The organism is Sporosarcina sp. Marseille-Q4943 (assembly GCF_943736995.1).
Classification (GTDB): Bacteria; Bacillota; Bacilli; order Bacillales_A; family Planococcaceae; genus Sporosarcina.
Window position 1 is genome coordinate 1,000,776 of the sequence record NZ_OX031157.1, and the last position, 25,944, is coordinate 1,026,719.

The window sequence follows — 25,944 nt, forward strand, 5'->3', positions numbered from 1 at the left end:
CAGCTAGTTTCCGCCAGGCGGCCTTACCCTTTCAATAATCTTCCGCCAAGCTCGCATACATATAATGATCTTCCCAAAAACCGTTAATGTACAACAGCTTCCTCAGCAACCCTTCACGGACAAAACCCGCATTCTCCAATACTTTCACCGAACCAATATTCCGCGGAGAAACAAACGCCTCCACCCGATGCAAGGAAACCGTTTCGAATGCGAACTTTTTAACGATTTTCACCGCTTCCGTGGCGAGTCCTCTGCCCGTTTCCCGCTCATCGATTGAATATCCGACAAAACCACTTGAGAACGGGAGTCTTTTGATGCTGTATAACGATATGTGACCGATCAACCTGCTTGTTTCGGCATCAAAAATCCCAAAATTGTATTCACGCCGATCTCTCATTTGATAAATGGATTCCCTTATCTTATCCCGTTGGACAGAAACCGTATAGTAACCCGATTCATGACGCGGCTCAAAGACCGTCCAATATTCCCGATTCGCTTTGAGCAGCTCGGTGAAAATCGCTGCATCGTCTTCTGTCAATATACGTAAATAACAAGTTCGCCCTTCAAGCAGAATCAATGCCCCTTCACCTTTCTTCGGAAGCTATTTTCAAAAACTCTTCTACATCTCTTACACATAATGCCACACCTTTTGCCCAGAATTCCTCTTTCGTAATATCTTCCCCGAGATGCTTCTTCGCCAGATCTTCGACTGACATGACCGCTGTATCGCGCAACAAGGCCATATAATTCTGTTCAAACGACTCTCCTTCAGCAATGGCTTTCGCATAAATGCTTAATGAGAACAAATATCCGAACGTATACGGGAAGTTGTAAAACGGCGTTCCTGTAATATAAAAGTGCAGCTTAGAAGCCCAGAAATGTGGGTGGACAGTATCAAGAGCGCCTGCATATGCCTCTTTTTGCGCCTCTGCCATCAACTCATTCAATCTTGCAGCAGGAACAACTCCATTTTTCCTTTCCTCATAGAACCGCGTTTCGAAAAGGAAGCGTGCATGTATATTCATGAAGAATGCCACACTGCGTTGGATCTTATCCTCCAGCAATGCAAGTTTCTCTTCTTCTGTCTCCGCTGCTTTGACGGCAGCGTCCGCCACGATCATCTCTGCAAATGTTGAAGCTGTTTCCGCGACTCCCATTGCATATTGACGGTTCATATAATGCACAGGACGCAACGCGTATGAATGGAACGCATGGCCAAGCTCATGAGCTAACGTCGCCACATTGGACATGGAACCGCTGTACGTCATGAATATACGGGATTGTTCTGAAACCGGCATTCCCGTACAAAAGCCTCCCGGATGTTTATCCGCACGATCTTCCGCTTCAATCCAGCTATCTTCAAATGCTTTCCTTGAGAACGACTCCAACTCCGGACCGAACTTCCCAAAATGCTCCAGGATGAACTCTGCGCCTTCTTGGAAAGACATTTCCTTCGTCGATGACGTGACCGGTGCATCTAAATCATACCAATTCATATTTTCATTTCCTAATAGTTCGGCTTTGCGCTTCAAATATTCTGCAAAGGGAGCTTTGTTGGCACTGATTGCCGCCCACATAGCATCGAGCGTTTCCTGGCTCATCCGATTCCGCATGAGAGGTTCCTTCAAAACGGAATCCCAGCCGCGCTTTTCATAGACAGCCAAGCGGAAGCCGGCCAGATGGTTTAATGCCGATGCAAAGAAATCTTCTCTCGATTCCCATGCCTCTTCAAGTTTTCCGAATGCTTCTTTGCGCACTTTGACGTCAGCATGTGAACTTAAGTTATTCGCCTGGCCGACAGAAAGTTTCTTCTCTTCCCCATCAACCGTCAATTCTATTGTAATATCCCCTACGAGTTGATCATATAGTTGTCCCCACCCTTGGTAACCGTCGACACTTAACGCCGTAATGAGGCTTTCTTCTTCCTCGGATAGCTTCAATCGAACTTCTTCGCGCCATTCTTGTAGAACAAAATCGAATTGGGATAGTTGCTCGGTCGCAAGCAGTTCATTCCAAACCGTTTCATCCGTCCTTGCAACCGTTTGCTTGATTTTTAAAATGGCTGTCTGGAACCGCGCTCCTAAAGAGCCAACTTCAGCTTGGAGGACGAGCGCTTTTTTATCTTTCGTATTCGCAGCGAGGAAACAGCCGATGACAGCTCCCGCTTCCCTTAAATTTTTCGCAGTATTTTTTATTTCATCAATGACGTGTAGAATTTGATCTGCCTCTTCCACGGTTGCAGGAGTTTGCATAGCGGCGGCAAGGTTTTCCAACTCGCCGAGCTGCTCTTTTACAGCGTCAAGATGCGAACGGAGCTCCTCTGAATCGCTGCCGCCTTTAAAAAATACATCTAAATCCCATACTTGTGAATATGTTTTTGTCGTAGTCAATGAATGATTCCCCCCAATCATTTAGAAAATTTTAATAAAATCATGTTTTTATTATACCATGAATGTTCGGCATTCGAAATATTAGATTTGTGACGGAAACTTCATACTTTCCTTCGCACAAATTCCTATTCCTATGTATACTGTTCAAAGGGAGGATGTACTATGTCTAGAATACTTCTGATGACCCTGTCGCTTTGTACAGTCATACTATTGAATATAACAGCAAGCTTTTTCTCACTAAATGGAAATACTACGGCGGAAATTACAAATCGGCTGCCTCTGCTTTTCCTACCTGCGAACTATGTATTGGTAATCTGTTGGTTGCTCTATATTATGCTCTTTTTCTGGATTATCAATTTCAATAAGACTCGCCACGAGATGAGCTCCGCACATCGAAACCGCGTCACTTTCCTTTTCGTATTGAGTTGCCTTCTGCATATCGCTTGGATATTCCTTTGGCACTTTGAATTATTTACGGGGACCGTCATTGCAAAAATCGCACTTCTCATTGTGTTGCTCACATTTTACGTTATATTTCCAAAACGGGATAACCGATTGTATGGCAGAGTCCCATTCAGTTTACTGACAGGATGGATTTTCATAACGACACTGTCGAATGTCAGTTATTTTCTGATGATTCACGGATGGTCGGGATTAGGATTAAGCGATCCACTATGGGCCGTTATCTATTTGACGCTTTCCACGGCGTTCGCTTTACATTTTATGTACCACTATAAGGATTATGTAATGAATCTCGTTTTTGTTTGGGCGTTTATCGGCATTGCCGTCAGGAACGGGACGGAGGAGCTGTTCATATCGGCGGCGGCCATCTTTTTATCAGCCGTCATCGTCACGTGCATCTTCCTGTTTTCAGGCAGACGAACACATTAAAAAATAGCAGGGGCATGGTAACTACATGCCCCTGCTATTTTTATGTTCTTTGGATAAGTCTAGGCGCAGATGTGAATAGGATAACCGCTACGATTGCGCACAATATGATGGATGGTATCATATAGGATCCATTGTATACTAATGAATACAGCCAAGCTGGTTGGTCACCGGCGTATTCAGCGAAAAACACCATTCCACCAATGAAGTGGGCAGCATATCGAAGAAGTCCCCCTAATACCGTTCCAACAATAATTGCTGCGGCCATCACGCCTTTGCGCCCTTCCATTTTGCCTTTTAGTAACCAACTATAAGTTGACGCCGCCAATCCAACAACTGTGTATGCGACGAAATAGTCTAACGCACCTTGCACAGGGTGGATAATATAGCCCCCTATCACAGCTTGCAGCAGACCGGAAATCAATCCCGTCAATAAGCCCCCTGCAACTCCCCATCGGTATGCCATCAAAATAATCGGCAACATCGATAAGGTGACAGATCCGCCTTGGGGCATTTTGAATAATGTCAAGTTATCCAAAACAAATGATAATGCTCCTAAAATAGCAACCTCTAATAATAACTGAAGCCGTTTACGATCCAATTGAAATTCCTCCTCTTATTTTGTCGGAGGGATACGGACTGAAGAAAACGTGGTGTCCTGCTTCGACTTGAAGGCGATTAGAATACGTTGACAAGTATACGTTTACACAAAGCCAATCAAGGTAACGAATAGTAAACAGAGCCATTTTTCCTTTTCAACAAAAAACGACATCCCGGATAGAACCGAGACATCGATATATGTCAGTTTCCATCCACATCCCTACGCAAGCATGAACTTACAGGTTCGAAGGGTTAGGACAAAAGTCCAATCTCAGCCAATGAAGGCACCCCTTGTGGTCTTGTAATTCAATTGTCGTATTCATTGTATATGTTAAAGTACTTATAAGCAAGATGATATTGTAAACTACTATTAGAATTACGGGAGGAAAGCCCATGACCAATAATAAACTATTATCTGCCCTATGTTATTTCAGCATATTTTTCTCACCTTTACTATTGCCTGCAATCGTCTATTTCGTTACGGATGACCATGAAGTGAAAGGGCATGCGAAACGTTCACTCATCTCGCACCTTGTACCTATCGTCATCCTCATCGCCGGCTTCATCCTGTTTTCGTTTTCAATGATTTCGTATGAATCGAGAATGCACAATATGATGACCGGGCAATTCGACTTTTGGGGGCTCGCTCCTTTCCTGTTCATGCTCATCTATGGTCTGCTGTTTTTGCTCGTCGTCATCTGGAATGTCTATCAGGGTGTAAAAGTGTTGAAATGATGAGGATGAAAGAGATATTAGTAACATCTATGTAATGGATTGATAATGCTCTAGCCTGCTCCAAATACCATTGATCTCCGTTCCGATCGGACGCTTTCCGCGGGCACGGCTTCAGCCTCCTCGGAAGTGCTCCCAACGCTATCGCTTTTGGTCGCTAAAGCCGTTCTTCGTTACGGCTTTTCCTGTGGGGTCTTCAGCTCGCGCTGTTCCCGCTGGAGTCGCCGATCTCCACTCCAATCAATTTGAGTGTTAAATATATATAAGACATTATCGTTGATTGTAGCGAAAGGCGCCGACTCCTGTGGGAATTAGCGGGACAGGTGAGACCCCGCAGTGGAGCGTAGCGACCGAGGAGGCTCACCGCCCGCCCCACGGAAAGCGTGCGCCTGTAGCGAAAATCAACATATTTATTTTTCTCTATAAAAAAGCAATATTGTTGCAAAAGTTATACTCCATCAAAACTGTTTTGATAAAAACTAAACTCAACTAGGATAGGCATACGTTTATTTACGGTTGAATAATTATGTTATAATCAGTTGGAAAAGTACGTTTCGAGGAAGGGACCTGTAAATCATGATTGTAAAGAACAACGAAGAGATCGAGGCACTGAAAAAAATCGGTCGCATCGTCGCAGAGGTACGGGAAGCGATGAAAGCGGCGACTGTGCCTGGCATTACGACGAAAGAGATTGATGAACTCGGAGGACGCCTACTTGCTGAGCGCGGGGCTGTGTCGGCACCGATTGACCAATACGAGTTTCCGGGATACACATGCATCAGTGTCAACCATGAAGTTGCCCACGGCATTCCAGGATCAAGGGTCATCCAAGATGGCGATCTCGTCAATATCGATGTTTCCGCATCTTACGGCGGATACTTTGCAGACACGGGCATTTCATTCGTCGTCGGCACGGCAGATGCGAGAAAACAACTGCTATGTGACGTGGCGAAAAGCGCATTTGACCGTGCGATGACAAAAGTGAAAGCAGGCTCAAAGTTAAGCCAGATCGGGAAAGTCGTCGAGAGGGAAGCGAAGGATAACGGTCTGAAAGTTATTAAGAACTTGACTGGTCACGGCATCGGAACATCGCTGCACGAAGAGCCGCAGCATATTTTAAATTATTATGACGCTTGGGATCAAACAATGATGAAAGAAGGAATGGTGTTGGCGGTAGAGCCGTTCATCTCTGAAAAAGCCGAGCACATTATTGAACTTGGTGACGGTTGGACATTCATAACTCCGGATAAATCCCTCGTCGCTCAAATTGAACATACCATCATCGTTACAAAAGACGAACCGATCATACTAACTCAGCTATAAGAATAAAGGGCATGCCGGAAAATAAACCGGCATGCCCTTTTATTATTACTTTTTCTTCATTTTTTTCGTGTCTTTTTGACCGCCTACCGTCTTGGAATTCCCTTCGGACAACTTTCCTTTATACCAAACTTTTTGGACCGGCTTGAACCCTTTCGACAGCTTCCTGTACGTCCGCTCCTCAGGATACGAAAGCAATGTCAGCACTTCTCCATCCTCCCCGGCACGTCCCGTCCTACCCGAACGATGCAAATACTGCTCAATCGTTTGAGGGACATCCACATGGATGACATGGGTCAATCCTTGTATGTCCAATCCTCTTGCCGCCAAGTCAGTCGCAATGAGGATTCGGATTTCGCCCTTTCGGAAGCTCTCCAATGTTTCCTGCCTTTCGAATTTCGACATTGAAGAATAGAGGACGGCAATTGGCGCCTCATTGTATTGCAGCTTCATTTCCTTCATTCGAAGCTGATCGACATTATTCATAAAAGCTAGCGCCCTGATTGAAGGCAGATGGGACAGTCCCCGAAGAAGGTCTGTTTTATCCCGCGCATCCGTCTTGATGAATGAATGGACCACTTTCCCTGACAACGGCATATCCTCAACAGAGACATGCAACCGGACGGGATCTCTCAACAGCTTTTTGGCGACGAGTTCTATTTCATCAGTAATTGTCGCTGAAACGACAGCAACTTGACGTTCCGGGTTCGCCGCTTCAATCAAGTCCTTGACGATGACACGATAATCGCGCGACAACAGCTGATCGCCTTCGTCCAGCACGATATAACGGATATCATGCATTTTCAAACGCTTCGCTTTTACGAGTTCGACGAGGCGTCCCGGAGTTCCGACAACGATCGTCGGCTTCTTTTTCAAACGTTCGACCTGCCGTTGCATATTCGCACCGCCGATCAATTGGGTCACCGTAATATCCGTTCCTTCCACCCATTCACGGATGACATTGACGATTTGCATCGACAACTCTTGGGAAGGAGCCATGATCAATGCCTGTGTCTGCATCTTCTTCCCGTCCACCTGTTGAAGGATCGGCAATACATAGGCAAGCGTCTTTCCTGTTCCAGTCGGTGATTCCGCCACTACATCCCGGCCATTCAACAATTCCGGTATCATTTGGGATTGAATCGGTGTTTCCTTTTCAAACTTCCACTTTTTCTTAATACTATCGTCCATTTTTTCCAAGAAGGACATTCTCATCCCCGCTTTCACTGTTCCTTATCTTATAATGTACCGGATTCGTTTTTCTTTCAAGTCATCATGGTTTTCTTCTTGCCATCGTCGCCTGTTCGTATGCATATGCGTAACCAATTAGTTCAGGCTCGGAGTACGCCTTGCCGCATAGCGTTATGCAAAAAGGCTCCCCTTCCTCTGTGAAGGAAGAAGGCACCGTAATCGCCGGATATCCTGCAGCTGCGCTAAAACTGCACCCATGATCTTGCGGGAATACGAGCATATCGATTTCATGTTCGTCAAATGCCCGATCGAGGGCCAATTCCCCTGCCAAATGGCGGTTTCGCACCAATGCCTCAATATATTCCGGCTCGGTCAACGTCCCGCTCGTCCGATCCACTTTTTCCAACATCACTTGACCGAATTTCAATGTTTCATCCGGGTGTTCCTTATTGAATTGAATAATATCAGACAAGGTGCGGATCGGATTCGTCATCGACGTTTTACCAAGATACGCATTTAGTGCCGCTTTGAATTCATACAGGAGGACATCATAACCCAAATCGTCTTCCATCGTCCCTAAATCGATATGATCGACAAGTTCAGCGCCTAATGATTCAAGCCGACGGAGAGCCTCTTCGAATTTCTCTTTCCTTTCTGTCGAAATCTCCCGCATGAAAATTGACCGGGCGATACCGATCCTTTTTCCCTTAAGCGAATTGGCATCGCACAAGGATAGCCAATCGATTCCATCGAAACGTTCAGCTTCCCTAGTGATCGGATCGGCTTCATCGTAACCGACCATCAATCCGAATGTGATAGCCGCGTCTTCCACCGTCCGGGCAAGCGGTCCCGGTGTATCCTGGGTGAATGAAAGCGGAATGACGCCGCTTCTGCTAATCGCCCCAACAGTCGGCTTTATGCCGACGAGAGCGTTTTGTGCTGATGGATTAATGATGGAGCCGCTCGTCTCCGTACCGATGGAGACCGCCGCCATATTGGCTGCAATTGCGGCTGCAGCTCCGGAGCTCGAACCTCCAACATCAAAAAGTCCATACGGGTTCTTCACTTGCCCTCCACGGGAACTCCACCCATTCCGCATTCGATCCGACATGAAATTCGCCCATTCGGTCATATTCGTCTTGCCTAAGATGACAGCGCCGGCTTCCCGAAGCTTCTTCACTAAAAAAGCATCTTCCACTGCAAAATGGTTTACCATTGCTAACGAGCCGCAGCTCGTATGCATGCCATCCTCTGTATCCATATTGTCTTTCAACAACACGGGGATGCCATGCAAAAACGACCGCACAATTCCGCGTCGACGTTCTTCGTCAAGCGCTCTGGCGATTTGAAGGGCTTGTGGATTCAATTCAAGTACTGCATTAATATTCTGGTCCTTCTCCGCGATTATTTCCATATACATGACGGTCAATTCTTCTGATGTAAGATGACCAGTCGCCATTTTTTCCTGCATTTGCCGGATTGTCGCTTCTTCGAGCCATTCATGCCGCATTTCATCCAATTTTCCGTTCATGTTAATCCCCCCAACTTCAGTTTCACTCTAAATTCATTGTATACTGTTTCATTAATTCATATAAAGATAGTTCATATAGTTGTTTTCCATTAATTTTAAAGACGCCTTCTTCTACTAGGCTTTCGATTATTTTATCCCTTTTGTGTTCGAGTATAGGATTTTCTATCTTTCTCATGGTGATAACTCCTCCTAGATTGATGCCTATCATCTATTCCACTACCACCAATTCTATAAACCATGAAGAATTAACCAAAAAACCCCCGTTGCCACTACTAGCAACAGGGATTTCTGTTCACCATATACTATTCTTATATTTGCGGTAGTAATTGATTTGTCTCATGAAAAGATAAAGTTTTCTTTTAAAGTTTTTATCCCTTTTGTAGAAAAGTGGGTTGGCGTACTTACCTGCCTTCAATAACTGATCGATCTCTTTGCGGATTTTGGCATTGCCGACAAATTTCCGTAAGACGATTTTCGGTACGACCGTAAATAGGAATTTTTCATCTAATAATGTCAACGGTTTTTCGACGCCGTATATGAGGTCGTCGACAAAATTCTTCGCTAGGTTATGACCGCATGACGTAATGTAGTAACTTGAACGTCCTTGACGGATATTCACTTCGAACACTTTGAACTTCCCGTCACGCTGATCGTACTTCAAATCGAAATTTGCGTAGCCGACATAGTTGAGCGCCTCTAAAAACCCTTTTAGCTTCATCATCATTTCTTCATTGTACCGAGTGATGACGGCTGTATAGTTGCCAATCGCTGTTAAGGTGTGTTCCTGCAAGACGACTTGTCCGAACGTGATCAGTTCGGATTTGCCTTTGCTGTTAATGTAGAATACGGAATCCCACATATATGTATCGTCGCCCGGAATGAAATCTTGGATGATCAAATCGTCGCGATAGCCACTTTTCTTGATTGTATCGATGACTTTCTGGATTTCTTCATAAGAATCGACTTTATACACTTTTTGCATTCCCTCGAAGGGATGCTTGTAATATTGCACGCCATTGCTCGGTTTGATGATGACCGGGAACATGACTTCCTCATTGAAACGGTCGTCCGATTCGCATGAATGGAAATAAGTCGCCGGCGCATCAATGCCGTGCTCTTCGCAAAGCCGGTAGAAATTCTTCTTTACAAGCAGATTATTCATCAACTCTTCTTCGATATAGTTGAATACGAAATCTGCCTGTAACTCTTGACGGTATTCGATGATCAAGCGGACATAAAGGTCATTCGTTCCGATAAGCAGAAGCTTCTTCCCTTGCGTCCTATACTTTTCCGCAACTTGTTTGAGGAAGCGGACGAATTCTTTCTTCTCCCCTAATTTCGAATTCAGCTCGATTGCGCCTGGGATTGTGCTCAGGCTTGTAAAAGATAAAGGCTCTTTACCAACGAGGATCGGATGGATACCGTATGCCTCGTGAAATGAAATCGCCATATTGTATGCATTAATATCAGTCCCTACAATGATCGGGATAAACGGATGATTTGTCATAACTTCCTCCAACATGTTTTCTCTTTCTTAGTGTAGGGGTCCAGAATTTCGATGTCAATTAAGCAGGGCAGTGCGCTCGAAATAATTTACGTCGTTACTATTCCTGCACGCAGAGGCTTCCAAATATTCCATGGATGCTCGGATGGCGGGGTAGACTCGAATTTGAGGACTTCCTTTGTGGTCGGATGCGGAAAAGCAAGTGTATGCGCCCATAACGCAATTTGCTGTCCCGGCCGATTTACATGCTGACCGTATTTCTGGTCCCCATAGAGAGGTGCGCCCGATGCAGCCATCTGTACGCGGATCTGATGCGACCTCCCCGTATGGAGCTGGATGGCAAGCAAGCTCATGCCGTCCTTCCTTTCAATCGTTTCATAATGAAGGACCGCCTTCTTTCCCCCAGGGTGGGACGCCTTGACAGTATGGACCTTGTTTTTCTTGGCATCCTTCCACAGATGATGCTCCAAAAGGCCACCGTGACCTAAATCTCCTCGGACGACAGCCAAATACGTTCGCTCCATCTCTCTCTTCCGTAGCACGTCGGATAGACGGGACGCTGCTTTTGACGTTTTTGCAAATACGAGGACGCCCCCTACCGGACGGTCCAACCGATGCACGAGGCCCAAATAGACGTTACCTGGTTTTTGATGACGCTCCTTCAGATCCGCCTTCAATAACGTCAATAAATCTTGATCCCCGCTGTCGTCTGCCTGTACTGGCATATTGACTGGTTTCTCTACGACGAGTAGATGATTGTCTTCATATAAAATGCGTATGGTCATATTTCATTGCTCCTTGTAATAGAATCTTCGGATAAGTTTCCGTATCGAATGATTCGCTCTTCATTTTGGATCGCCTCCATTCCGTCTATCATACTATATATATCCCATCATTTCCGACAAAACTGGTAGATGAATGGTGGCATTAGATGGGAAACGGATGCCGTGCATCAATTCCACATCTTATTTTACACAAATGAAAAAAGCCGACAATTTATGTCCGGCTTTTTTGTAAATTATTCCTGCACCAAGTAGATTGGTTCATCCGTCGGCCAAATTGAAAAGTCCGATATAATGCCATCCACGCCAAACTTCTGCGCTTTCGCCACTAACCGCTTATCCTTCTTCGACCAGACGAGGACTTTGCCTCCACGTTCGTGGATATTATCAACCATCCTTTTACTTAAAAAGGAAACGTTGAAATTAATATAAGATGCAAATGATGTAAGCTCATCTAACTTCTTTGCGGTTAAAATCGACTCCGAAGGGTGAATAAGGACTGCTACTTCAATTTCAGGCAACAAGGAGTTTATTTTCCTCATGGAATCCACATCGAATGATTGGATGATAATTGAGCTCATGTCGTCATAATCCATTAATAATGAAACGACCTTTTCCTCGATTCCCGGATAGGATTGCGGGTTCTTCAGTTCAATCAATAATCCGACCTGGTCATAAAATTCTTCCAATAATTCATTGAGTGTCATAATCGGCTCGCCTTTGAACTCTTCACCGAACCTTCCACCTGCGTCCAGCGCCTTCAGCTCAGCTAATGTGTAATCCTTAATGTAACCGTTGCCATTTGTAGTGCGATCGATTTTATCGTCATGCATAATGACAAGTTCGCCATCCTTCGAAAGGTGGACATCACATTCAAGATAGTCTGCACGTAGCTCGACTGCTTTATGGAAAGCGGAACGGGTATTTTCAGGTGCAAAACCGGAAGCTCCCCGGTGTGCAACGCTGATCATATTAGGAGTGTGGACCCTTTTTGTCTGATCATTGAACCCAAAAAGGAGAAACAGGCACGCCCCGACGATTGCCATGCAAAACAGATTATGTCTTCTCATATGAATTCCCCGCTTCTCTCATCGGATTTCTAGCAACAATTAAGCTGATATCCGAATTATCTTTCTATTATATTATCATATATATATAGTCTTGAATACCTTTATATTCGTAATGAGCTAAAAGTATTACGATATTTTCACAACACCATTTATATAATTGTATGCGCTTCCAATATAAAGTAATAGTACTAATCGTCAAAATACTGTTTACAAACAATTTTCACCCTGATATATTGGATATCACTTAAGACTAGGAATTAAATTCATTGTCTGAAGAATAACTGTATTGCATCTAGGAGGAGCCATCATGTTAAGTAATCCTGTAATCGCTACAACATTAATTTTCACTCTTATAGCATTAGGCGAATGGCTGTCGATTGTGACAAGGGCCAGAATCCCGATGCTTCTCACCGCGATGGTAGGATTCCTTATCCTCATTTGGACAGGCATCTTCCCTAAGGACATTCTGGAAAAGTCCCAATTTCCCGCTCTGGGGGCAATCTTAATCGGTCCCGCAATTTTGCATATGGGAACAATGATTCCTTTCTCACTGCTAAAAAGCCAATTCAAAGCTGTTCTTATCGCTCTTGGAGGCATCATCGTTTCCGGAATTCTCATATTGACAATCATTCCTTTGATTTTTGATTACCCGACTGCTGTTGCAGGAGTAGGTCCGATTAGCGGAGGCATCATTGCCCTTATTATCACGTCGGAAAAACTGAAGGAACTCGGACTTACGAGCCTTGTTATTATTCCTGCCCTGATCGTAGCTTTCCAAGGGCTCATGGGAATGCCGCTTGCAATGAATTTCATGAGAAAATACGCAGTAAAAATACAGGAAGCTATCGATAATGGAACCTTCGTCCCTATGGTCTCTGAAGAGGAGACTTTGAAGGAAGAAGAAAAAAGCAAGAAACAAGGTCCTTTCAAATCGAGCACGACGTTAAAATTATTCTATATTTTTGTCGGTGCGTCCATCGGGGTTGCCCTCGGTTCAGTCACACCGGTTCACTATACTCTTTGGTGTCTCGCAATTGGCGTCATCGGACTAAAAATCGGAATCTTCGAACCGAAAACGTTGGAAAAGGCTAATTCATTCACAATTACGATGATCGGCATCATCTTTGTTGTCATCGGGTCGATGGCAGGCGTCACACCTTCTCAAGTGCTTAGCAATTTGCCTAGCATCATTCTTATTCTCGTAATCGGTACTTTTGGCATTGCTGTCGGTGGATTCCTTATGTCCAAGCTCGTGAAATGGCACCCGTATAAAGGAATGCCTGTCGCATTAACGGCATTATTCGGTTTTCCTGGCGATTATATTCTTTGTGAGGAAGTGAGCCGAAGCATCGCAAGAAATGAGAAAGAGGCGAAGGCGATTTTCGATGAATTATTGGCACCGATGCTTATCGGCGGATTTACAACTGTCACAGTAGCATCAGTCGTTATTGCCGGCATTTTAGTTCAAACATTATAATTCGGAGGGATATATGATGGCAAAGACAATTATTCGTAACGGATCGGTTATCGATGGCAACGGCGGTGAACCGAAGCAAGGCCAGATTGTAGTGATTGATGGGGATCGTATCGATTACGTCGGTAACGAAAGCGGCTATGCAGCGACTGGGGATGAAACGGTTATCGACGCGGAGGGCGGAACAGTCCTCCCCGGCTTCATCGATACGCACGTCCATATGATGTTGGAATTCTCACCAATCCAAGAACGATTGGCTACTCCTTTTTCATTCATGTATTATCAGGCGGCGCAATATTTGAAAGCGACATTGGATGCTGGCGTCACTTCCGTACGGGATGCGCTCGGCACTGATCTAGGCGTAAAAAAAGCTGTAGACGAAGGCCTCATTCCAGGACCACGCTTGCAGCTCAGCATCAACGCGTTGACAATTACGGGCGGGCATGGTGATGGCTATACGGTTTCCGGCAATGTGCTCGATCTGTTGCCTTCTCCATATCCTGGCATGCCGAACGGAGTTTGCGATGGCGTGGAAGAAGTCCGCAAAAAGACGCGTGAAATGCTTCGTGCAGGGGCGGAGGTCATTAAAGTGCATGCGACCGGAGGCGTATTGAGCGCAACCGATCATCCGGAATTCACTCAATTCTCGTTAGAAGAGTTGAAGGTCATCGTCGAGGAAGGGCGTTTCCGGAAAGGCGTCAAAGTCATGGCCCATGCACAAGGGGCGGAAGGAATTAAAAACGCCGTCCGGGCAGGTGTCCATTCCATCGAGCACGGCATCTTCATTGACGACGAAGCAATCGATCTGATGCTCGAAAATGGAACGTACCTCGTTCCGACACTTCTTGCTCCTGTCGCCGTTTTGGAAACCGCCGCAGAAACGGGAATGCCCGAAACGGCCGTCCAGAAATCGAAGGAAGTCATCCAGCACCATATTGAAAGTTTCCAGAAAGCGTATAAGGCCGGCGTAAAAATCGCAATGGGAACTGACGCAGGCGTCATGAAGCACGGCACGAACCTCCGCGAGCTTGGCCTGATGGCGGATGCTGGCATGACTCCGATGGATGCGATTGTCGCCTCCACTAAAACGGCCGCTGAATGTTTAGGGTGGGAGGATCAAGTTGGAACGCTTGAAACAGGAAAGCTAGCGGATATTATTATCGTAAAAGGCGATCCGCTCGAAGATATCCATTCCCTCGCAAACAACGACAATATCCAAGTCGTCATCAAAGGCGGTAAAGTGGAGAAAGATTTAACTGCATAATAATGATGAATGGCCACTGCGGTGGCCTTTTCAGACTGTAGACAAACACCCTGAATTTTCGGTTTGCCTACAGTCTTTTTTCTTTTAAAATAGAGATAAAGCTAACAGTGTTGATTTACGCTGCGAGCGGACGCTTTCCGCGGGCACGGCTTCAGCCGCTTCCCTCGCTGCGCTCAGTCCAGGGTCTTCAGCTCGTGCTGTTCCCGCAGGAGTCGCCGCTCTCCGCTCCAATCAACGGAGTGCCCTACTAACCGAATGAGGTAATGGATATGATGACGAAGAATCAAATTAATGAACGTGAACAGTTGGAGATGCTAACCATAGAGCAGTTGGTTCCTCATGACCATCTGGTGCACAAACTGGATGCTTCCCTTGATTTTTCCTTCAACTATCCATTAGTTGAAGATCTGTATTCAACCATTGGACGAGGAGAGCGCCGGCTATGGAGGCTGAAATGATACCCCTATTTCCAGTTGATTGGAGTGCAGGGCGGCGACTCCTGGGGGATTAGCGCAGCGTGAAGACCCCGCAGGAGCTAAGCGACGAGGAGGCTGAGGGCAAGCCCCCCGGAAAGCGTCCGCCCGGAACGGAAATCAACGTTATTTCAGTCTACTGACAGATAAAATGTACATGTTTAGACAAAAGGGTTGGAAAGGCCACTGCGGTGGCCTTTGATTCGTGCCACTTCTATAAATGGTATACTATTCTTACTTGTTAGGAGGCTGATAGAATGGATAGTGAACGATACCTCAACCGTTTTCAAGCATCAAGCGCCAACAAACCTTCCCTGCAACAGCTCTCGGAACTGCAACGTCTACATATGACCGAAGTGCCATTTGAAAACCTTGATGTCATCCGCCGGGTTCCGATCTACTTGAACTTGCAGTCGATTTACGAAAAGATTGTCCTCCGAAATCGCGGAGGCTATTGTTATGAATTGAACGGGTTATTCCATTGGCTGTTAAAACAGCTTGGATATGATGCTTCCCTCATTGCTGCCACTGTCTTCCGGCCGAACGGAAAATGGGCAAAGCCCGACACGCATGCCGCCATTCTCGTCCGTTTGGATGAACCATACCTTGTCGATGTCGGATTCGGAGATTCCACCATACTCCCCATCCCATTGAACGGCATCTCACAAACCGATGTGAGCGGAACTTACGCAGTACAGCAAGCCGGGAATGATACCTTTGAATTGGCCAGAAGCCGGAATGGCGAATCTCGACCACTGTATCGGTTTTCTACAATTGAAAAGCAACTCGTCGACTTCCATGAAGGCTGCGTATTCAATCAAGTCTCACCCGAATCGACCTTCACCCATGTCGACATCGTCACTAAAGCTACACTTGCAGGCAGAATGACAATAAAAGACCGAGAGCTGACAATATCCGAGAATGGATTGATAAGCTCCAAATCTCTCACTGAAAGTGAAAAAGAAGCGATTCTCTTGGATTCATTCGGTATAAAAATATAGTAAAAAAATGAACGGCGAAGGATGCTATCCTTTACCGTTCATTTTTTAGCCATTACATCTTCGGCAACTCTTTAAAATGCTTCTTAATGGCCAACTGCAGCGAGCCGTACGTACGGACCTTAGAAAAGTCCAGCCCCAATTGAACCGAAGTTTGAGCGATTTCCGGTCTAATTCCCGTCATAGTCGACTCGATTCCTAGCAAATCAAGCACCTGCATCAGCTGGTATATATGATTCGCCACCATCGTATCGATCACGGAAACACCCGACAAATCAATAAATAAATGACTGACACCAAGCTCCACACACCTACTCGGAACAAAATCCCCAATCGCCTGTACCCGGGTCGTGTCCACATCCCCGATGATCGGCAAGACACCGATTGTTGAATTGAGTTTGATAATCGGCGCATTCAACTCTTCAATCAGGCTTTGCTGTGCAACTAGCCGGGTATTCATGAGCTCATCATACTTTTTCGTAAACTCCACAATGATACCATCAAACGCCTTATGTATGACAATGCCCCAATTCATAATGTTGGAACGAAGGACCCGATCCCCTTCCCGCTCAACAAATATTTCAATAAACCGCCAAAATGTTTCCCTCAACTTACTAAGCGCATCCAGAACTTCATAAATGGGAGTTCTGCTGCTCACTCGGCTTTCTGCGACAAGTTTCGCCCAGTTCTTCTTATTGTTCTCAAATACTTCCCGGTCATCCAAGAGGCTACTTGCAATCGTCAAATTCGTCAAACTGTTTTGCTCCCGCAGCATCTGCTCCGACCATTCACCAGCATCCTTGGAGTAAATGGAACCGTCCTTCTTATCACGTTCCGAGAGCCACTGTTCTGTTATAGAAGTTTTATGCTCAAGCAAAAACTCGTAAAGCTCCTCGTTCATACTTTTCATCTTCATCCCTCCTACGCCTCTCACTTTCTAATAGTGTAACATAAAGAAGATACGCATTAGGAATATAAGTGAAAGATTCCCAATGCGTATCCATTCAATTGATAATTTTTAATTTCACCTTTTTGACGCCCCATTCCATCGCACTCTCATAGGTCGGGATGAAGACATCAATTTTATGGCCTTTAATTGCGCTGCCGACATCTCCGGCAATCGCCTCCCCATAGCCTTCCACCCAAACTTTCGTTCCAAGAGGAATGATCGATGGGTCTACCGCTATCACTTTCTGATCTGGATTGGCGCGCAGATCAATTCCATATGCTGTCGTCCCCGAACAACCGGTACAATAGGCCGTATATGCTGTTGCCGTCACAGTCATTTCCGTCCCCGAACTTGCTGGCGGAGTCGAGACAGCAGAGTTGAATGCTGGCTTTTTCGGCACTGATTCCTCATTGGCGGATGCGACCTTTACAGTACTAACTGCAACAATATCGTCTACAGATCCCTCTCCGCTAATAGTCAAAACATCTCCTGGGTATATCGTTTCCCCGGATAAATTATTCAAGCTCTTCAGTTCATCCACTGTCATGTCATGATTCAAGGCGATCCGAAATAAAGTATCTCCTTCTTCGACGACGTAAGTCATAGGTTCTCTCTTCAATAAATCTAGTGGTGGATAAAATAACGGAAATGTACTTTCCCATATTTCAATAAAAGGAACGTCATGAAGATTCGGCCTCACTTCTTGGGAAAGATCCGTAGTCTCGTCTGCGTGTTCTGTCTGGCTAAATAAAGCTGCTTCGGTCACGACACTGAATGACAGTGTCATAATTGCAGTCAACATAATCAATTTCATCTTAATCAAGTAATATTGCTCCTCTCTTCTTAACAATTTCCACCAGTCTTGTCCAAAAACTTTCAACTTCAAACATTTTTTTCTATAAAAGTTCTGAATATGAAAAACAAGAAGTTGATTAGCATAGTGAAACTGTCATAGAAAAGAGTGGATTTTGTTTACTTAAGCGCAAGAGAGGGCAAATTAAAGAAAACGGTTAAAGGGGCGAATTACATGAAATTAGGAAGATTAATTAAGGCAGCTATTAAATGGGCTCCGGTCGTATATCCGATCGTGCGCAAAATTGTTGCAAACAAACAAAAGACGACTGCCCCATTACGCAGGCGGTAAACGGACAGAGTTGTCCATAGCGGACTATTGGGGGCGAATATATCCACTGATCTTGCCAATCCTATAAGGAAACAGATGTAGGGAGGCAACAGCAATGGCAAAGGAGAATCAGCCTGCGACGGGTGAAGATCGGGAAAAGATCGACTTTCGCTATTTGGCGCATCCTGAAGGGATTCCCTCTTCGGATCGTGTAAGCTTGTTCGATATGCATGAGGATATGCAAACAGTGGATACGATCAACCTGGATGATATGAAAGAAGATTTGCGTAAAGAAAGGATTCATAAAAATCCTCGTAATTAAACGGAAGAAGCCGGATATTCACCGGCTTCTTTTTAATTGAGTTAACTTGGGAAAATTTCTCCCATCGTTCTCCCTATTTATTTTCACCAATTTCCATATTAAATTTCACCTATTATTTATTGTTTTATAAATAAGTAATATAGCATTTCATTCCAAATATAGGTCTTCTATATTATTTTCTTTTTTCCTCCATTATCACTTCTCAGTCACCTTCTTCTTCACAATACTCACAAACCCTTTACCTAAAGCATTAACGCTAACTATTTGACTTTTCTCAATCAATACTAAACCGTGATGAAATTCCCTATTCCAATGGAGCCAAGTTAGTTACTTATCATTATTTATTGATTAGTCAGATGATTTAGTATTTAATTCTAATTTAATAATTGTATAATATTACTAGACAGCCAGATACGGAGATTCCGACACCAGAGAACCTTTAAAATGACAGAAAGGGGGCGAAGGGTGTTTTTTTGATGGTTCGGATAAGGGATGGTCGAAACAAAAAAGGAGGAATGGAATTGAGGAAGCGTAGACGGATGAGATACTTCAGCGTTGCAGCAACAATCCTGATGGTGTTTTCATTAATGACACCTGCAATGGCGGCAAACACGGGAATGAACAAGCAACTGCATCAGTCGGCAAGAGACTCGAATGAGATTGCAAAAGAGAAAGTCAGCAATCGATTGCTCGACAGTTTTAAAGATGACAGCATGGTCACCTTTCTAATCAAGTTTAAGGACCAGACGGATACGGAGCAGGTCGCGGTTGCGGCAAAGCAACAGGCAAGCGAGGCAAACCTTTCCGGAAAGCAATCGGTCATGTTGACAAGATCGGCAGTCGTCTCCGAATTACGATTGACATCCTTAGAATCACAGCAAAATGTCAAACAATATCTTGAAGAGCAAGTGAAAGCCGGCAAAGCAAAAGACATCACTTCCTACTTTATCGTCAACGGCATGGCAGTGACGGCGACGAAGGAAGTTGCGCAAGCGATTGCCACATTCGAGGAAGTCGATAAGGTCCTGCCGAATGAAACTCGTCAATTGCAAACGACAGTCGTTGATGACGCAGAAGCCCCGAAATCGCAACTGGCGAATGTCGAATGGAATGTTGAGCGTGTCAATGCCCCTCAAGCTTGGGACATGGGGATCGACGGGTCGGGAACTGTCGTTGCAAGCATTGATACAGGCGCGCAATGGGATCACCCTGCATTGAAACAGAAATACCGTGGCTACAACTCGGTAACAGGTGAAGTGAACCACAACTACAACTGGTTTGATGCAACTGCGGGACGGACAACCCCTTACGACGATCATGGACACGGTACACATGTAACCGGCACGATGGTCGGAAGCGAACCGAACGGAAATAACAAAATCGGTGTCGCTCCTGGAGCGAAATGGATAGCAGTGAAGGCATTCACTGCTAGCGGCGGGACGGACCGTGATTTATTGGCCGCTGCCCAATGGATTCTCGCACCAACAGATGCTAACGGCAATGCGCGGGTTGACTTAGCTCCGGACGTAGTCAATAACTCTTGGGGCGGCGGACCTGGACTCGATGAATGGTACCGGGATGTCGTCAGAAACTGGCGCGCCGCGGAAATCTTCCCTGAATTCTCCGCTGGCAACACGACACTTTTCAATCCAGGTGGACCTGGATCGGTCGCAGCACCTGCGAACTATCCGGAGTCCTTTGCCACAGGCGCAACAGATATTAATAATAAAGTGGCAAGCTTCTCACTACGGGGCCCTTCCCCTTACAATCAGATAAAACCTGACATCTCGGCACCTGGTGTTAACATCCGGTCTTCCGTTCCGGGCGGCAGCTATGAAGGCGGCTGGAATGGTACATCCATGGCAGGTCCTGCCGTGTCAGGCGTTGCTGCCTTGCTCCGACAAGTGAACGCTTCGATTACCGTCGAGGAAATGGAACAAATCCTGCTCACTACAGCGACGCCGTTAACGGACACTGTGTATCCGACTTCCCCTAACCATGGGTATGGCTATGGATTAGTCGATGCATATGCAGCCGTTTCATCGATCGCGAGCGGTCTCGGACAGCTGGAAGGTCAGGTGACAAAGCAAGGCGATGATCATGAACCGCCTGCTTTCGAACATTCAGCGCCAACTGAAACGTATGCAGGTATGGATTTGGATTTACGCATCCATGTAACGGACAATATTAGCGTTTCCTCTGTGACGTTACAGTACGTAAATGCGAATGGTCAATGGAATTCTTTAAAAGCTGAACGGAAATCGGGTGATTACCTATCAGGGGAATACGGTGTAAAAGTTTCCGGTGATCTCATTTCCGGTAATGCATTCATTTACAAATGGGTCATCAACGATTTCGGCAACAACGAAGTATCGAGCGAAGAATTCACGGTACAAGTCAAACCTGGCATCACGGTTGGTTATTTCGAGGATTTCGAACAAATGCCGGTTGGTTGGACTTCGTTCGGGAATAAAAACAGCTGGGAATGGGGCAAACCAACTTCCGGCCCTGGCAATGCAGCTTCAGGCGAAAATGTATATGCCACGAATTTAGCCGGAATGTATGAGAGCAATATGAATGCCACGCTCGTCATGCCGCCGGTTGATCTTCCGGAAGGCGCTGCTTACTTGCAGTTCAAGCAATGGCATAATTTCGAACAGTCCTCTTCAGGAAGAGCTTGGGATTATGGACATGTGTTCATTTCCACGGATGGGCAAAATTGGACGCAGCTTCGCATGATCCAAGGTGCTTCGAATGGTTGGATTGATGCAGAAGTGGACCTGTCTGCATATAGCGGCCAGCGTGTCTATATCGGATTTAATGCGTTCTCCGATGGAAGCGTAGTAAGAGAGGGCTGGTATATCGACGATGTCGCGTTGAGCGATCAATCCCAAGCAACTACTATCTCGGCAACACCGAAAAACAACTTATTTAATAACAAGGAGCAAAGTGCACCTAACGCCTTAAAACCTGGCAAAGAAAAAAATCCAGACATCATTATTGAAAAAGGAAAAGATGCACTTGAAACACCGGTCGATCCTAAGACGATCAAGCCTGTAATGCCAAAAGAAGAACCTGCTCCTCCTACCGAGGAGGATAAAGCTGCACCCGTCCTTCTTCCATTAGGCGCTCAAGTGAGCATTCTTGAAACGGATCGCTCCGTCTATACAAGCCCGGCAAACGGCTCGTACTCTTTGACACACGGCGCGGGCACGTTCACGGCGAAAGCGGAAGCGTACGGATACCAATCGAAAGCGCAATCCGTAACAATCAATGCGGATGAAACGACAATTGCCAATTTCACATTGGAAGAAATGCCGCAGGCAACAATTAGCGGGACTGTGACGGATCAATCGACAGGTGATCCGATTGAAGGCGCGACATTGCTCCTAATGGAAGATGCGAACATCTCCCCTGTCCAAACGGACGCATCAGGGCATTTCGCCATCACCGCCTATGAAGGCGAGTATACGCTGAAAGTAGTGGCGCGTGGCTATCACGGACAAGAGGCAACAATCAATATTGGCGGTCAACCGTCATTCGACTTCGTATTGGAACCGTTCTATACGTATCCTGGAGGCGAAATCGGATATGACGACGGAACTGCTGAAAACGCACGTGCGTTTTACGATGCAGGAAATGGTTGGGGCGTCAAAATGTCTTTACCGGAAGGCAATGATACAGGAATTGTCACAGAAGGCGTTTTCCGTTTCTGGGATACTGAATGGCCGGTACCGGGCGGAACTGCATTTGCGGTTGAAGTGTGGGATGCAACAGGTACTGACGGTGCTCCGGGACAAAAAATCGCCGGACCGATCGACGCACAGGCGAAACGGAATGGCGACTGGACTGTCGTCGATTTGACCGAGCACAATATCGTCGTGAACGGCGACTTCTACATGGTGTACATCCAAACCGCAGCGAATCCGTATGCGCCTGGTCTCGCAACGGATGAGAACGGAACGAATGCGAAAAGAAGTTATCAGTTCGTTGGCTCTTGGTCACCTGCACCTGCCGCAGAAGGGAACTATATGATCCGGGCACGCGTCAGCTTCGAAGTGTTCGAACCGGAAATCACTTCCCCTGAAACCGGCACCGTTACAAATGAAGAGAACATCGTCATTGAAGGTACTGCTACACCGACAACGACAATTTCTTTGCACAATAATGGTCAAGAAGTGGATTCCATTGTCATTGGGAATGATGGAAAGTTTTCATTCCAAACAGTTCTGACAGAGGGAGCTAATGAGTTTACTGCCGTGTCTCTTTTAGATGGTCGCAAGACAGGCACTTCAAACCCTGTGACAGTGACATTGGATACGATGAAACCGGAATTGACGATAACGAACCCGAAAGACGGAGAAACGACAAACCGGGAAACCATAACGGTGGAAGGTACAGTCGTGGACGACCATCTTAAATCGGTGACCGTAAATGGCCAACAAGCCGCTGTTTCCGGAGATGGCACTTACTCCAAACGGATCCTATTGGATGATGGTTTGAATTCCATTACTGTCGTCGCTACAGATGCTGCGGGGAATGAAACGACTCAAACCGTTTCCGTCACCGCAAAATATACGGCACCAGAAATTTCAAATTTAACACCAAAAGAGGATGTCCATTTAGTAACCGGGAAATCCGTTAAATTTGAATTCGACAGCGAGCCAGGATTGAGAGCAACGTATGTCATCCACATGCCACTCACGAATCTCGGCGACAAAGAAGTGACAAACGCGACTGAATTGCCGATGAGCGAGGTATCGCCTGGCCATTACGTCGGCTACTGGACAGTTCCATTAGGCGTCACGGCTGACGGAGCACGAGTCGAAGTGAAAGTTGTTGATAGCTTCGGAAATGAAGGAAGGAAGCTCGCGGACGGAAAACTGTTCATCAATCTCGGCCAAGTGAACGAAGTGGACGAGGCTGAAGGAACTGATGAAGGAGCAGTTGAAGCTGAAGAAACGGCTGAACAAGCCGAATAAGTAAAATGGGCCGTGGCCTCATCGAATTGGTTCTCGATGAAGGCCTCGGCCTTTTTTAAATTATCTATTGAATATGGCATCTTATCTATTGGGTAAAGAAAATTATCTATTGAATAATGAATGTTATCTCCGTCTTGGGAACTTCTACCTTCAACGTCCCGATTAATAGAACGTTCTCATCTTTTCATTAATTTTCCAGTTTCGACTTATTGCTAGGAGCAAACCAACCAATCAGAGCAATAGCTACTAATACTCCGTAAAAAATCATGGTCCAAGCAGTACTGTGGGGGAAATCACGGTCTAAGACAGCTATATCCTTATGTGCGAGGGTTATGACGGCTAGTTTGACACCTACCCATGCAACAATGGCATAGGCTGTTGTTTCCAATGCCGGGCGTTTGTCGAGAAGTTTCACAAACCAGCTTGCTGCAAACTTGATGAGGACAAGGCCAGCAACACCGCCTATAACAACAACGATAAATTGCCCTCCATCCATGCCGCCAAAATTGCCGAGTGGGGAATCTGGGAGACCAAGGGCAAGTGCTACTGCCGCCAAAATTGAATCGATTGCAAATGCGAGATCGGCTAATGCAATTTTCCCTACTGTCGGCCAAAAACCTTTACCAGCCGATTCCTTTTCGTCGTCCTTATGAATATTATTATTTTCTTTCCCGAATCGTGCCTTAATGACATGCTTCAATCCTAAATAAAGAAGATAGGCAGCTCCAATCGCCTGTATTTGCCAGACATTCGCAATAAAAGAAATTGCAAAAAGAGCAGCAAATCGAAAAACGAAGGCCATGATGATTCCGTAATTGATTGCCCTTTTTTTCTGATCGTCAGGTAAATGCTTAGCAATAACTGCAAGTACAAGAGCATTATCAGCCGATAATAAAGCTTCCAACCCTATAAGGATTAACAGCGTCCAGGCATACTCCAGCCATATTGACTCCATCTAATACTCCCCAATCTACTTTGTCAATACTTCACCTGTAGATTGCCCCAACCTGCAAAGAGTATTCTAATTTTGAATCGGAACCAACATTGAATTCTGCTGAGGAAGCAAAAAAACAAGGGGAAAGGATTTTATACCTTTCCCCTTGTTATACAATTCACTTCTTTTTCGACGGATGCTTCCGCATTCCTTTCGTTATCTTCTTCCATTTATCCCGTTCGGCGGCTTGCGCTTGGCGATCCATTTTACGATCGAGGAAGGCGATTTCCTTTTGGAGTTTTACGTAGTTACCATAACGTTCTGCTGACAACTCTCCGGTTTCAAGCGCATTTCGGATTGCACAGCCGGGTTCGCTTTCATGCCGGCAATCACCGAATTTGCAGGAAGCGGATAGTTCCTCGATATCTTTGAATCCAGCGTCGAGGCTCTCACTTTCATTCCACAGTTGGAATTCCCTCATTCCCGGCGTGTCGATGAGCACTCCCCCTGTTGGAATTTTGATGAGTTCCCGGTGGGTCGTCGTATGTCTTCCTTTTGCATCATCTTCGCGAATGCCTTGCACCTCCATCTTCCCTTCACCGCAAATCGAATTGACGAGCGATGATTTCCCGACGCCGGAAGAACCTAGTAATGCAGCAGTCTTGCCGTTTTTCAGCATATCCGTAATCTGTTCAATCCCTTCCCCGGTTGTATTGCTCACTGGGAAAACATCCGTGCCGAATGCGATTGCCCTCGCCAATTCCAAATAATGATCCGGATCATCGCTAAGATCCATTTTCGTCAGGACGACAACCGGCGTCGCTCCAGAATCATAAGCCGCAACTAAGTAACGTTCCAATCGTCTTGCATTGAAATCATAGTTCATCGACATGACGAGAAAAACGATGTCGACATTCACTGCAATGATCTGTTCCGAAATTGTTGATCCCGCCGATTTCCTTGAGAACAGTGACGTCCTCGGCAAGATGGCGTGGATGATGCCGCGCTCTTCCCCAGGCATTCTTTCAACGGCCACCCAATCGCCGACAGCAGGAAAATCCCTTCGTTCGTGGGCCGCATGCTGAAATGCGCCCGAACAGACAGAGAGCCATTCCCCATCCGCTGTCATGACACGGTACATCCTTTTATGTTCAAGCGTCACACGTCCTGGAACGCAATTGTCCGCTTTTAGTTCTTCCACTATAGCTTCCATATTATCTTGATGGAATTGATTCCAACCGTATTCTTTTAAATTAATCAATGTTCTTCCTCCTGTTATGAGTAAATAAAAAAGCATGGTTCCGGATCGGACACCATGCTTTCACGCGCATAACAGAATAGACATGCCTATTACGAAGGCATGGCAGGTGAAATTATGGTGCCGATCAATTGTGCAATAGCCATATTGATTTTCGCC

At 45.7% G+C, this 25,944-nt stretch carries 23 protein-coding genes, 1 pseudogene and 1 riboswitch; of the genes and pseudogenes, 10 read left to right on the top strand and 14 right to left on the bottom strand.

What is annotated here, in order from left to right; translation table 11 throughout:
- Window positions 1-31 precede the first annotated feature (31 nt).
- Entirely contained in the window at window positions 32-577 is a 546-nt protein-coding gene (locus NIT04_RS14040; protein WP_252504163.1) for a GNAT family N-acetyltransferase, read from the bottom strand.
- 7 nt (window positions 578-584) lie between these two features.
- Complete coding sequence (locus tag NIT04_RS14045; protein WP_252504164.1) at window positions 585-2,390, bottom strand: M3 family oligoendopeptidase; 1,806 nt, start codon at window positions 2,388-2,390, stop codon at window positions 585-587.
- Between the two features lie 162 nt (window positions 2,391-2,552).
- Between NIT04_RS14045 and NIT04_RS14050 the strand changes: the two genes are divergently transcribed.
- Entirely contained in the window at window positions 2,553-3,281 is a 729-nt protein-coding gene (locus NIT04_RS14050; protein WP_252504165.1) for a tryptophan-rich sensory protein, read from the top strand.
- Between the two features lie 40 nt (window positions 3,282-3,321).
- Here NIT04_RS14050 and thiT read toward each other — a convergent pair whose 3' ends face one another.
- Window positions 3,322-3,879: an energy-coupled thiamine transporter ThiT gene (gene thiT / locus NIT04_RS14055; RefSeq protein WP_252504166.1), complete on the bottom strand. Its 558-nt coding sequence runs from the start codon at window positions 3,877-3,879 to the stop codon at window positions 3,322-3,324.
- Between the two features lie 199 nt (window positions 3,880-4,078).
- Window positions 4,079-4,180, bottom strand: a riboswitch (TPP riboswitch).
- Between the two features lie 91 nt (window positions 4,181-4,271).
- On the opposite strand from thiT, the gene NIT04_RS14060 reads away from it, so the two are divergent.
- Both NIT04_RS14060 and map read left to right on the top strand, forming a co-directional pair.
- On the top strand, window positions 4,272-4,613 hold the full coding sequence (locus NIT04_RS14060) for a DUF4870 domain-containing protein (protein ID WP_252504167.1): 342 nt from the start codon (window positions 4,272-4,274) through the stop codon (window positions 4,611-4,613).
- Window positions 4,614-5,186: 573 nt separating this feature from the next.
- Window positions 5,187-5,933, top strand: coding sequence for a type I methionyl aminopeptidase (gene map / locus NIT04_RS14065; RefSeq protein WP_252504168.1), 747 nt, complete (start codon window positions 5,187-5,189; stop codon window positions 5,931-5,933).
- Window positions 5,934-5,978: 45 nt separating this feature from the next.
- Here the strand turns inward: map and NIT04_RS14070 are convergent, their stop codons facing one another.
- From NIT04_RS14070 to NIT04_RS14095, 6 genes are all read right to left on the bottom strand, one after another.
- Window positions 5,979-7,139, bottom strand: a complete 1,161-nt coding sequence (locus tag NIT04_RS14070; protein WP_252504169.1) for a DEAD/DEAH box helicase — start codon at window positions 7,137-7,139, stop codon at window positions 5,979-5,981.
- A gap of 64 nt (window positions 7,140-7,203) precedes the next feature.
- Window positions 7,204-8,652 (bottom strand): amidase family protein, encoded by a 1,449-nt coding sequence (locus NIT04_RS14075; RefSeq protein WP_252504170.1) that lies wholly within the window; start codon window positions 8,650-8,652, stop codon window positions 7,204-7,206.
- A 22-nt stretch (window positions 8,653-8,674) separates the two neighbouring features.
- The gene (locus NIT04_RS14080; protein ID WP_252504171.1) at window positions 8,675-8,827 is read right to left on the bottom strand and encodes a Fur-regulated basic protein FbpA; all 153 of its coding nucleotides are present in this window, start codon (window positions 8,825-8,827) and stop codon (window positions 8,675-8,677) included.
- Window positions 8,828-8,944: 117 nt separating this feature from the next.
- A complete protein-coding gene (locus tag NIT04_RS14085; protein WP_252504172.1) occupies window positions 8,945-10,159 on the bottom strand; it encodes a carboxylate--amine ligase in 1,215 nt (404 codons plus the stop codon).
- Between the two features lie 86 nt (window positions 10,160-10,245).
- Entirely contained in the window at window positions 10,246-10,941 is a 696-nt protein-coding gene (locus NIT04_RS14090) for an RluA family pseudouridine synthase (RefSeq protein ID WP_252504173.1), read from the bottom strand.
- 233 nt (window positions 10,942-11,174) lie between these two features.
- Window positions 11,175-12,008, bottom strand: a complete 834-nt coding sequence (locus NIT04_RS14095; RefSeq protein ID WP_252504174.1) for a glycerophosphodiester phosphodiesterase family protein — start codon at window positions 12,006-12,008, stop codon at window positions 11,175-11,177.
- A gap of 307 nt (window positions 12,009-12,315) precedes the next feature.
- Here NIT04_RS14095 and NIT04_RS14100 point away from each other — a divergent pair, with 307 nt between their 5' ends.
- Window positions 12,316-13,485, top strand: a complete 1,170-nt coding sequence (locus NIT04_RS14100; RefSeq protein WP_252504175.1) for a hypothetical protein — start codon at window positions 12,316-12,318, stop codon at window positions 13,483-13,485.
- Between the two features lie 16 nt (window positions 13,486-13,501).
- Window positions 13,502-14,746, top strand: coding sequence for an amidohydrolase family protein (locus tag NIT04_RS14105; RefSeq protein ID WP_252504176.1), 1,245 nt, complete (start codon window positions 13,502-13,504; stop codon window positions 14,744-14,746).
- An 84-nt stretch (window positions 14,747-14,830) separates the two neighbouring features.
- Here the strand turns inward: NIT04_RS14105 and NIT04_RS14110 are convergent, their stop codons facing one another.
- Complete coding sequence (locus NIT04_RS14110; RefSeq protein ID WP_184211497.1) at window positions 14,831-14,977, bottom strand: hypothetical protein; 147 nt, start codon at window positions 14,975-14,977, stop codon at window positions 14,831-14,833.
- A gap of 38 nt (window positions 14,978-15,015) precedes the next feature.
- Between NIT04_RS14110 and NIT04_RS14115 the strand changes: the two are divergent.
- Both NIT04_RS14115 and NIT04_RS14120 read left to right on the top strand, forming a co-directional pair.
- A pseudogene (locus NIT04_RS14115) lies at window positions 15,016-15,174 on the top strand (IS5/IS1182 family transposase); the annotation flags it as partial.
- A gap of 302 nt (window positions 15,175-15,476) precedes the next feature.
- A complete protein-coding gene (locus NIT04_RS14120; protein ID WP_252504177.1) occupies window positions 15,477-16,220 on the top strand; it encodes an arylamine N-acetyltransferase in 744 nt (247 codons plus the stop codon).
- A gap of 52 nt (window positions 16,221-16,272) precedes the next feature.
- Here NIT04_RS14120 and NIT04_RS14125 read toward each other — a convergent pair whose 3' ends face one another.
- Window positions 16,273-17,127 carry an STAS domain-containing protein gene (locus NIT04_RS14125; protein ID WP_252504178.1) on the bottom strand — a complete coding sequence of 285 codons (855 nt, stop codon included), beginning with the start codon at window positions 17,125-17,127 and terminating at the stop codon, window positions 16,273-16,275.
- Between the two features lie 94 nt (window positions 17,128-17,221).
- On the bottom strand, window positions 17,222-17,980 hold the full coding sequence (locus NIT04_RS19125; RefSeq protein ID WP_305880120.1) for a 3D domain-containing protein: 759 nt from the start codon (window positions 17,978-17,980) through the stop codon (window positions 17,222-17,224).
- Window positions 17,981-18,193: 213 nt separating this feature from the next.
- On the opposite strand from NIT04_RS19125, the gene NIT04_RS14135 reads away from it, so the two are divergent.
- The 3 genes from NIT04_RS14135 (at window position 18,194) to NIT04_RS14145 (ending at window position 23,593) form a co-directional block, all read left to right on the top strand.
- Window positions 18,194-18,310: a hypothetical protein gene (locus NIT04_RS14135; RefSeq protein ID WP_252504179.1), complete on the top strand. Its 117-nt coding sequence runs from the start codon at window positions 18,194-18,196 to the stop codon at window positions 18,308-18,310.
- 94 nt (window positions 18,311-18,404) lie between these two features.
- Window positions 18,405-18,611 carry a hypothetical protein gene (locus NIT04_RS14140; protein WP_252504180.1) on the top strand — a complete coding sequence of 69 codons (207 nt, stop codon included), beginning with the start codon at window positions 18,405-18,407 and terminating at the stop codon, window positions 18,609-18,611.
- Between the two features lie 515 nt (window positions 18,612-19,126).
- Entirely contained in the window at window positions 19,127-23,593 is a 4,467-nt protein-coding gene (locus NIT04_RS14145) for a S8 family peptidase (RefSeq protein WP_252504181.1), read from the top strand.
- 187 nt (window positions 23,594-23,780) lie between these two features.
- Here the strand turns inward: NIT04_RS14145 and NIT04_RS14150 are convergent, their stop codons facing one another.
- Together NIT04_RS14150 and rsgA are read right to left on the bottom strand one after the other, a co-directional pair.
- Window positions 23,781-24,548 (bottom strand): TerC family protein, encoded by a 768-nt coding sequence (locus NIT04_RS14150; RefSeq protein WP_252504182.1) that lies wholly within the window; start codon window positions 24,546-24,548, stop codon window positions 23,781-23,783.
- A gap of 157 nt (window positions 24,549-24,705) precedes the next feature.
- The gene (gene rsgA / locus NIT04_RS14155) at window positions 24,706-25,785 is read right to left on the bottom strand and encodes a ribosome small subunit-dependent GTPase A (RefSeq protein ID WP_252505118.1); all 1,080 of its coding nucleotides are present in this window, start codon (window positions 25,783-25,785) and stop codon (window positions 24,706-24,708) included.
- Window positions 25,786-25,944 lie beyond the last annotated feature (159 nt).

Coding starts and splice junctions, on each gene's coding strand:
- NIT04_RS14100 (WP_252504175.1), top strand. CDS start 12,316: ATGTTAAGTAATCCTGTAATCGCTACAACATTAATTTTCACTCTTATA.
- NIT04_RS14095 (WP_252504174.1), bottom strand. CDS start 12,008: ATGAGAAGACATAATCTGTTTTGCATGGCAATCGTCGGGGCGTGCCTG.
- NIT04_RS14080 (WP_252504171.1), bottom strand. CDS start 8,827: ATGAGAAAGATAGAAAATCCTATACTCGAACACAAAAGGGATAAAATA.
- NIT04_RS14150 (WP_252504182.1), bottom strand. CDS start 24,548: ATGGAGTCAATATGGCTGGAGTATGCCTGGACGCTGTTAATCCTTATA.
- map (WP_252504168.1), top strand. CDS start 5,187: ATGATTGTAAAGAACAACGAAGAGATCGAGGCACTGAAAAAAATCGGT.
- NIT04_RS14085 (WP_252504172.1), bottom strand. CDS start 10,159: ATGACAAATCATCCGTTTATCCCGATCATTGTAGGGACTGATATTAAT.
- NIT04_RS14090 (WP_252504173.1), bottom strand. CDS start 10,941: ATGACCATACGCATTTTATATGAAGACAATCATCTACTCGTCGTAGAG.
- NIT04_RS14135 (WP_252504179.1), top strand. CDS start 18,194: ATGAAATTAGGAAGATTAATTAAGGCAGCTATTAAATGGGCTCCGGTC.
- NIT04_RS14140 (WP_252504180.1), top strand. CDS start 18,405: ATGGCAAAGGAGAATCAGCCTGCGACGGGTGAAGATCGGGAAAAGATC.
- NIT04_RS19125 (WP_305880120.1), bottom strand. CDS start 17,980: ATGAAATTGATTATGTTGACTGCAATTATGACACTGTCATTCAGTGTC.
- NIT04_RS14105 (WP_252504176.1), top strand. CDS start 13,502: ATGGCAAAGACAATTATTCGTAACGGATCGGTTATCGATGGCAACGGC.
- NIT04_RS14125 (WP_252504178.1), bottom strand. CDS start 17,127: ATGAAAAGTATGAACGAGGAGCTTTACGAGTTTTTGCTTGAGCATAAA.
- NIT04_RS14075 (WP_252504170.1), bottom strand. CDS start 8,652: ATGAACGGAAAATTGGATGAAATGCGGCATGAATGGCTCGAAGAAGCG.
- NIT04_RS14070 (WP_252504169.1), bottom strand. CDS start 7,139: ATGTCCTTCTTGGAAAAAATGGACGATAGTATTAAGAAAAAGTGGAAG.
- NIT04_RS14060 (WP_252504167.1), top strand. CDS start 4,272: ATGACCAATAATAAACTATTATCTGCCCTATGTTATTTCAGCATATTT.
- NIT04_RS14145 (WP_252504181.1), top strand. CDS start 19,127: ATGGAATTGAGGAAGCGTAGACGGATGAGATACTTCAGCGTTGCAGCA.
- NIT04_RS14050 (WP_252504165.1), top strand. CDS start 2,553: ATGTCTAGAATACTTCTGATGACCCTGTCGCTTTGTACAGTCATACTA.
- NIT04_RS14120 (WP_252504177.1), top strand. CDS start 15,477: ATGGATAGTGAACGATACCTCAACCGTTTTCAAGCATCAAGCGCCAAC.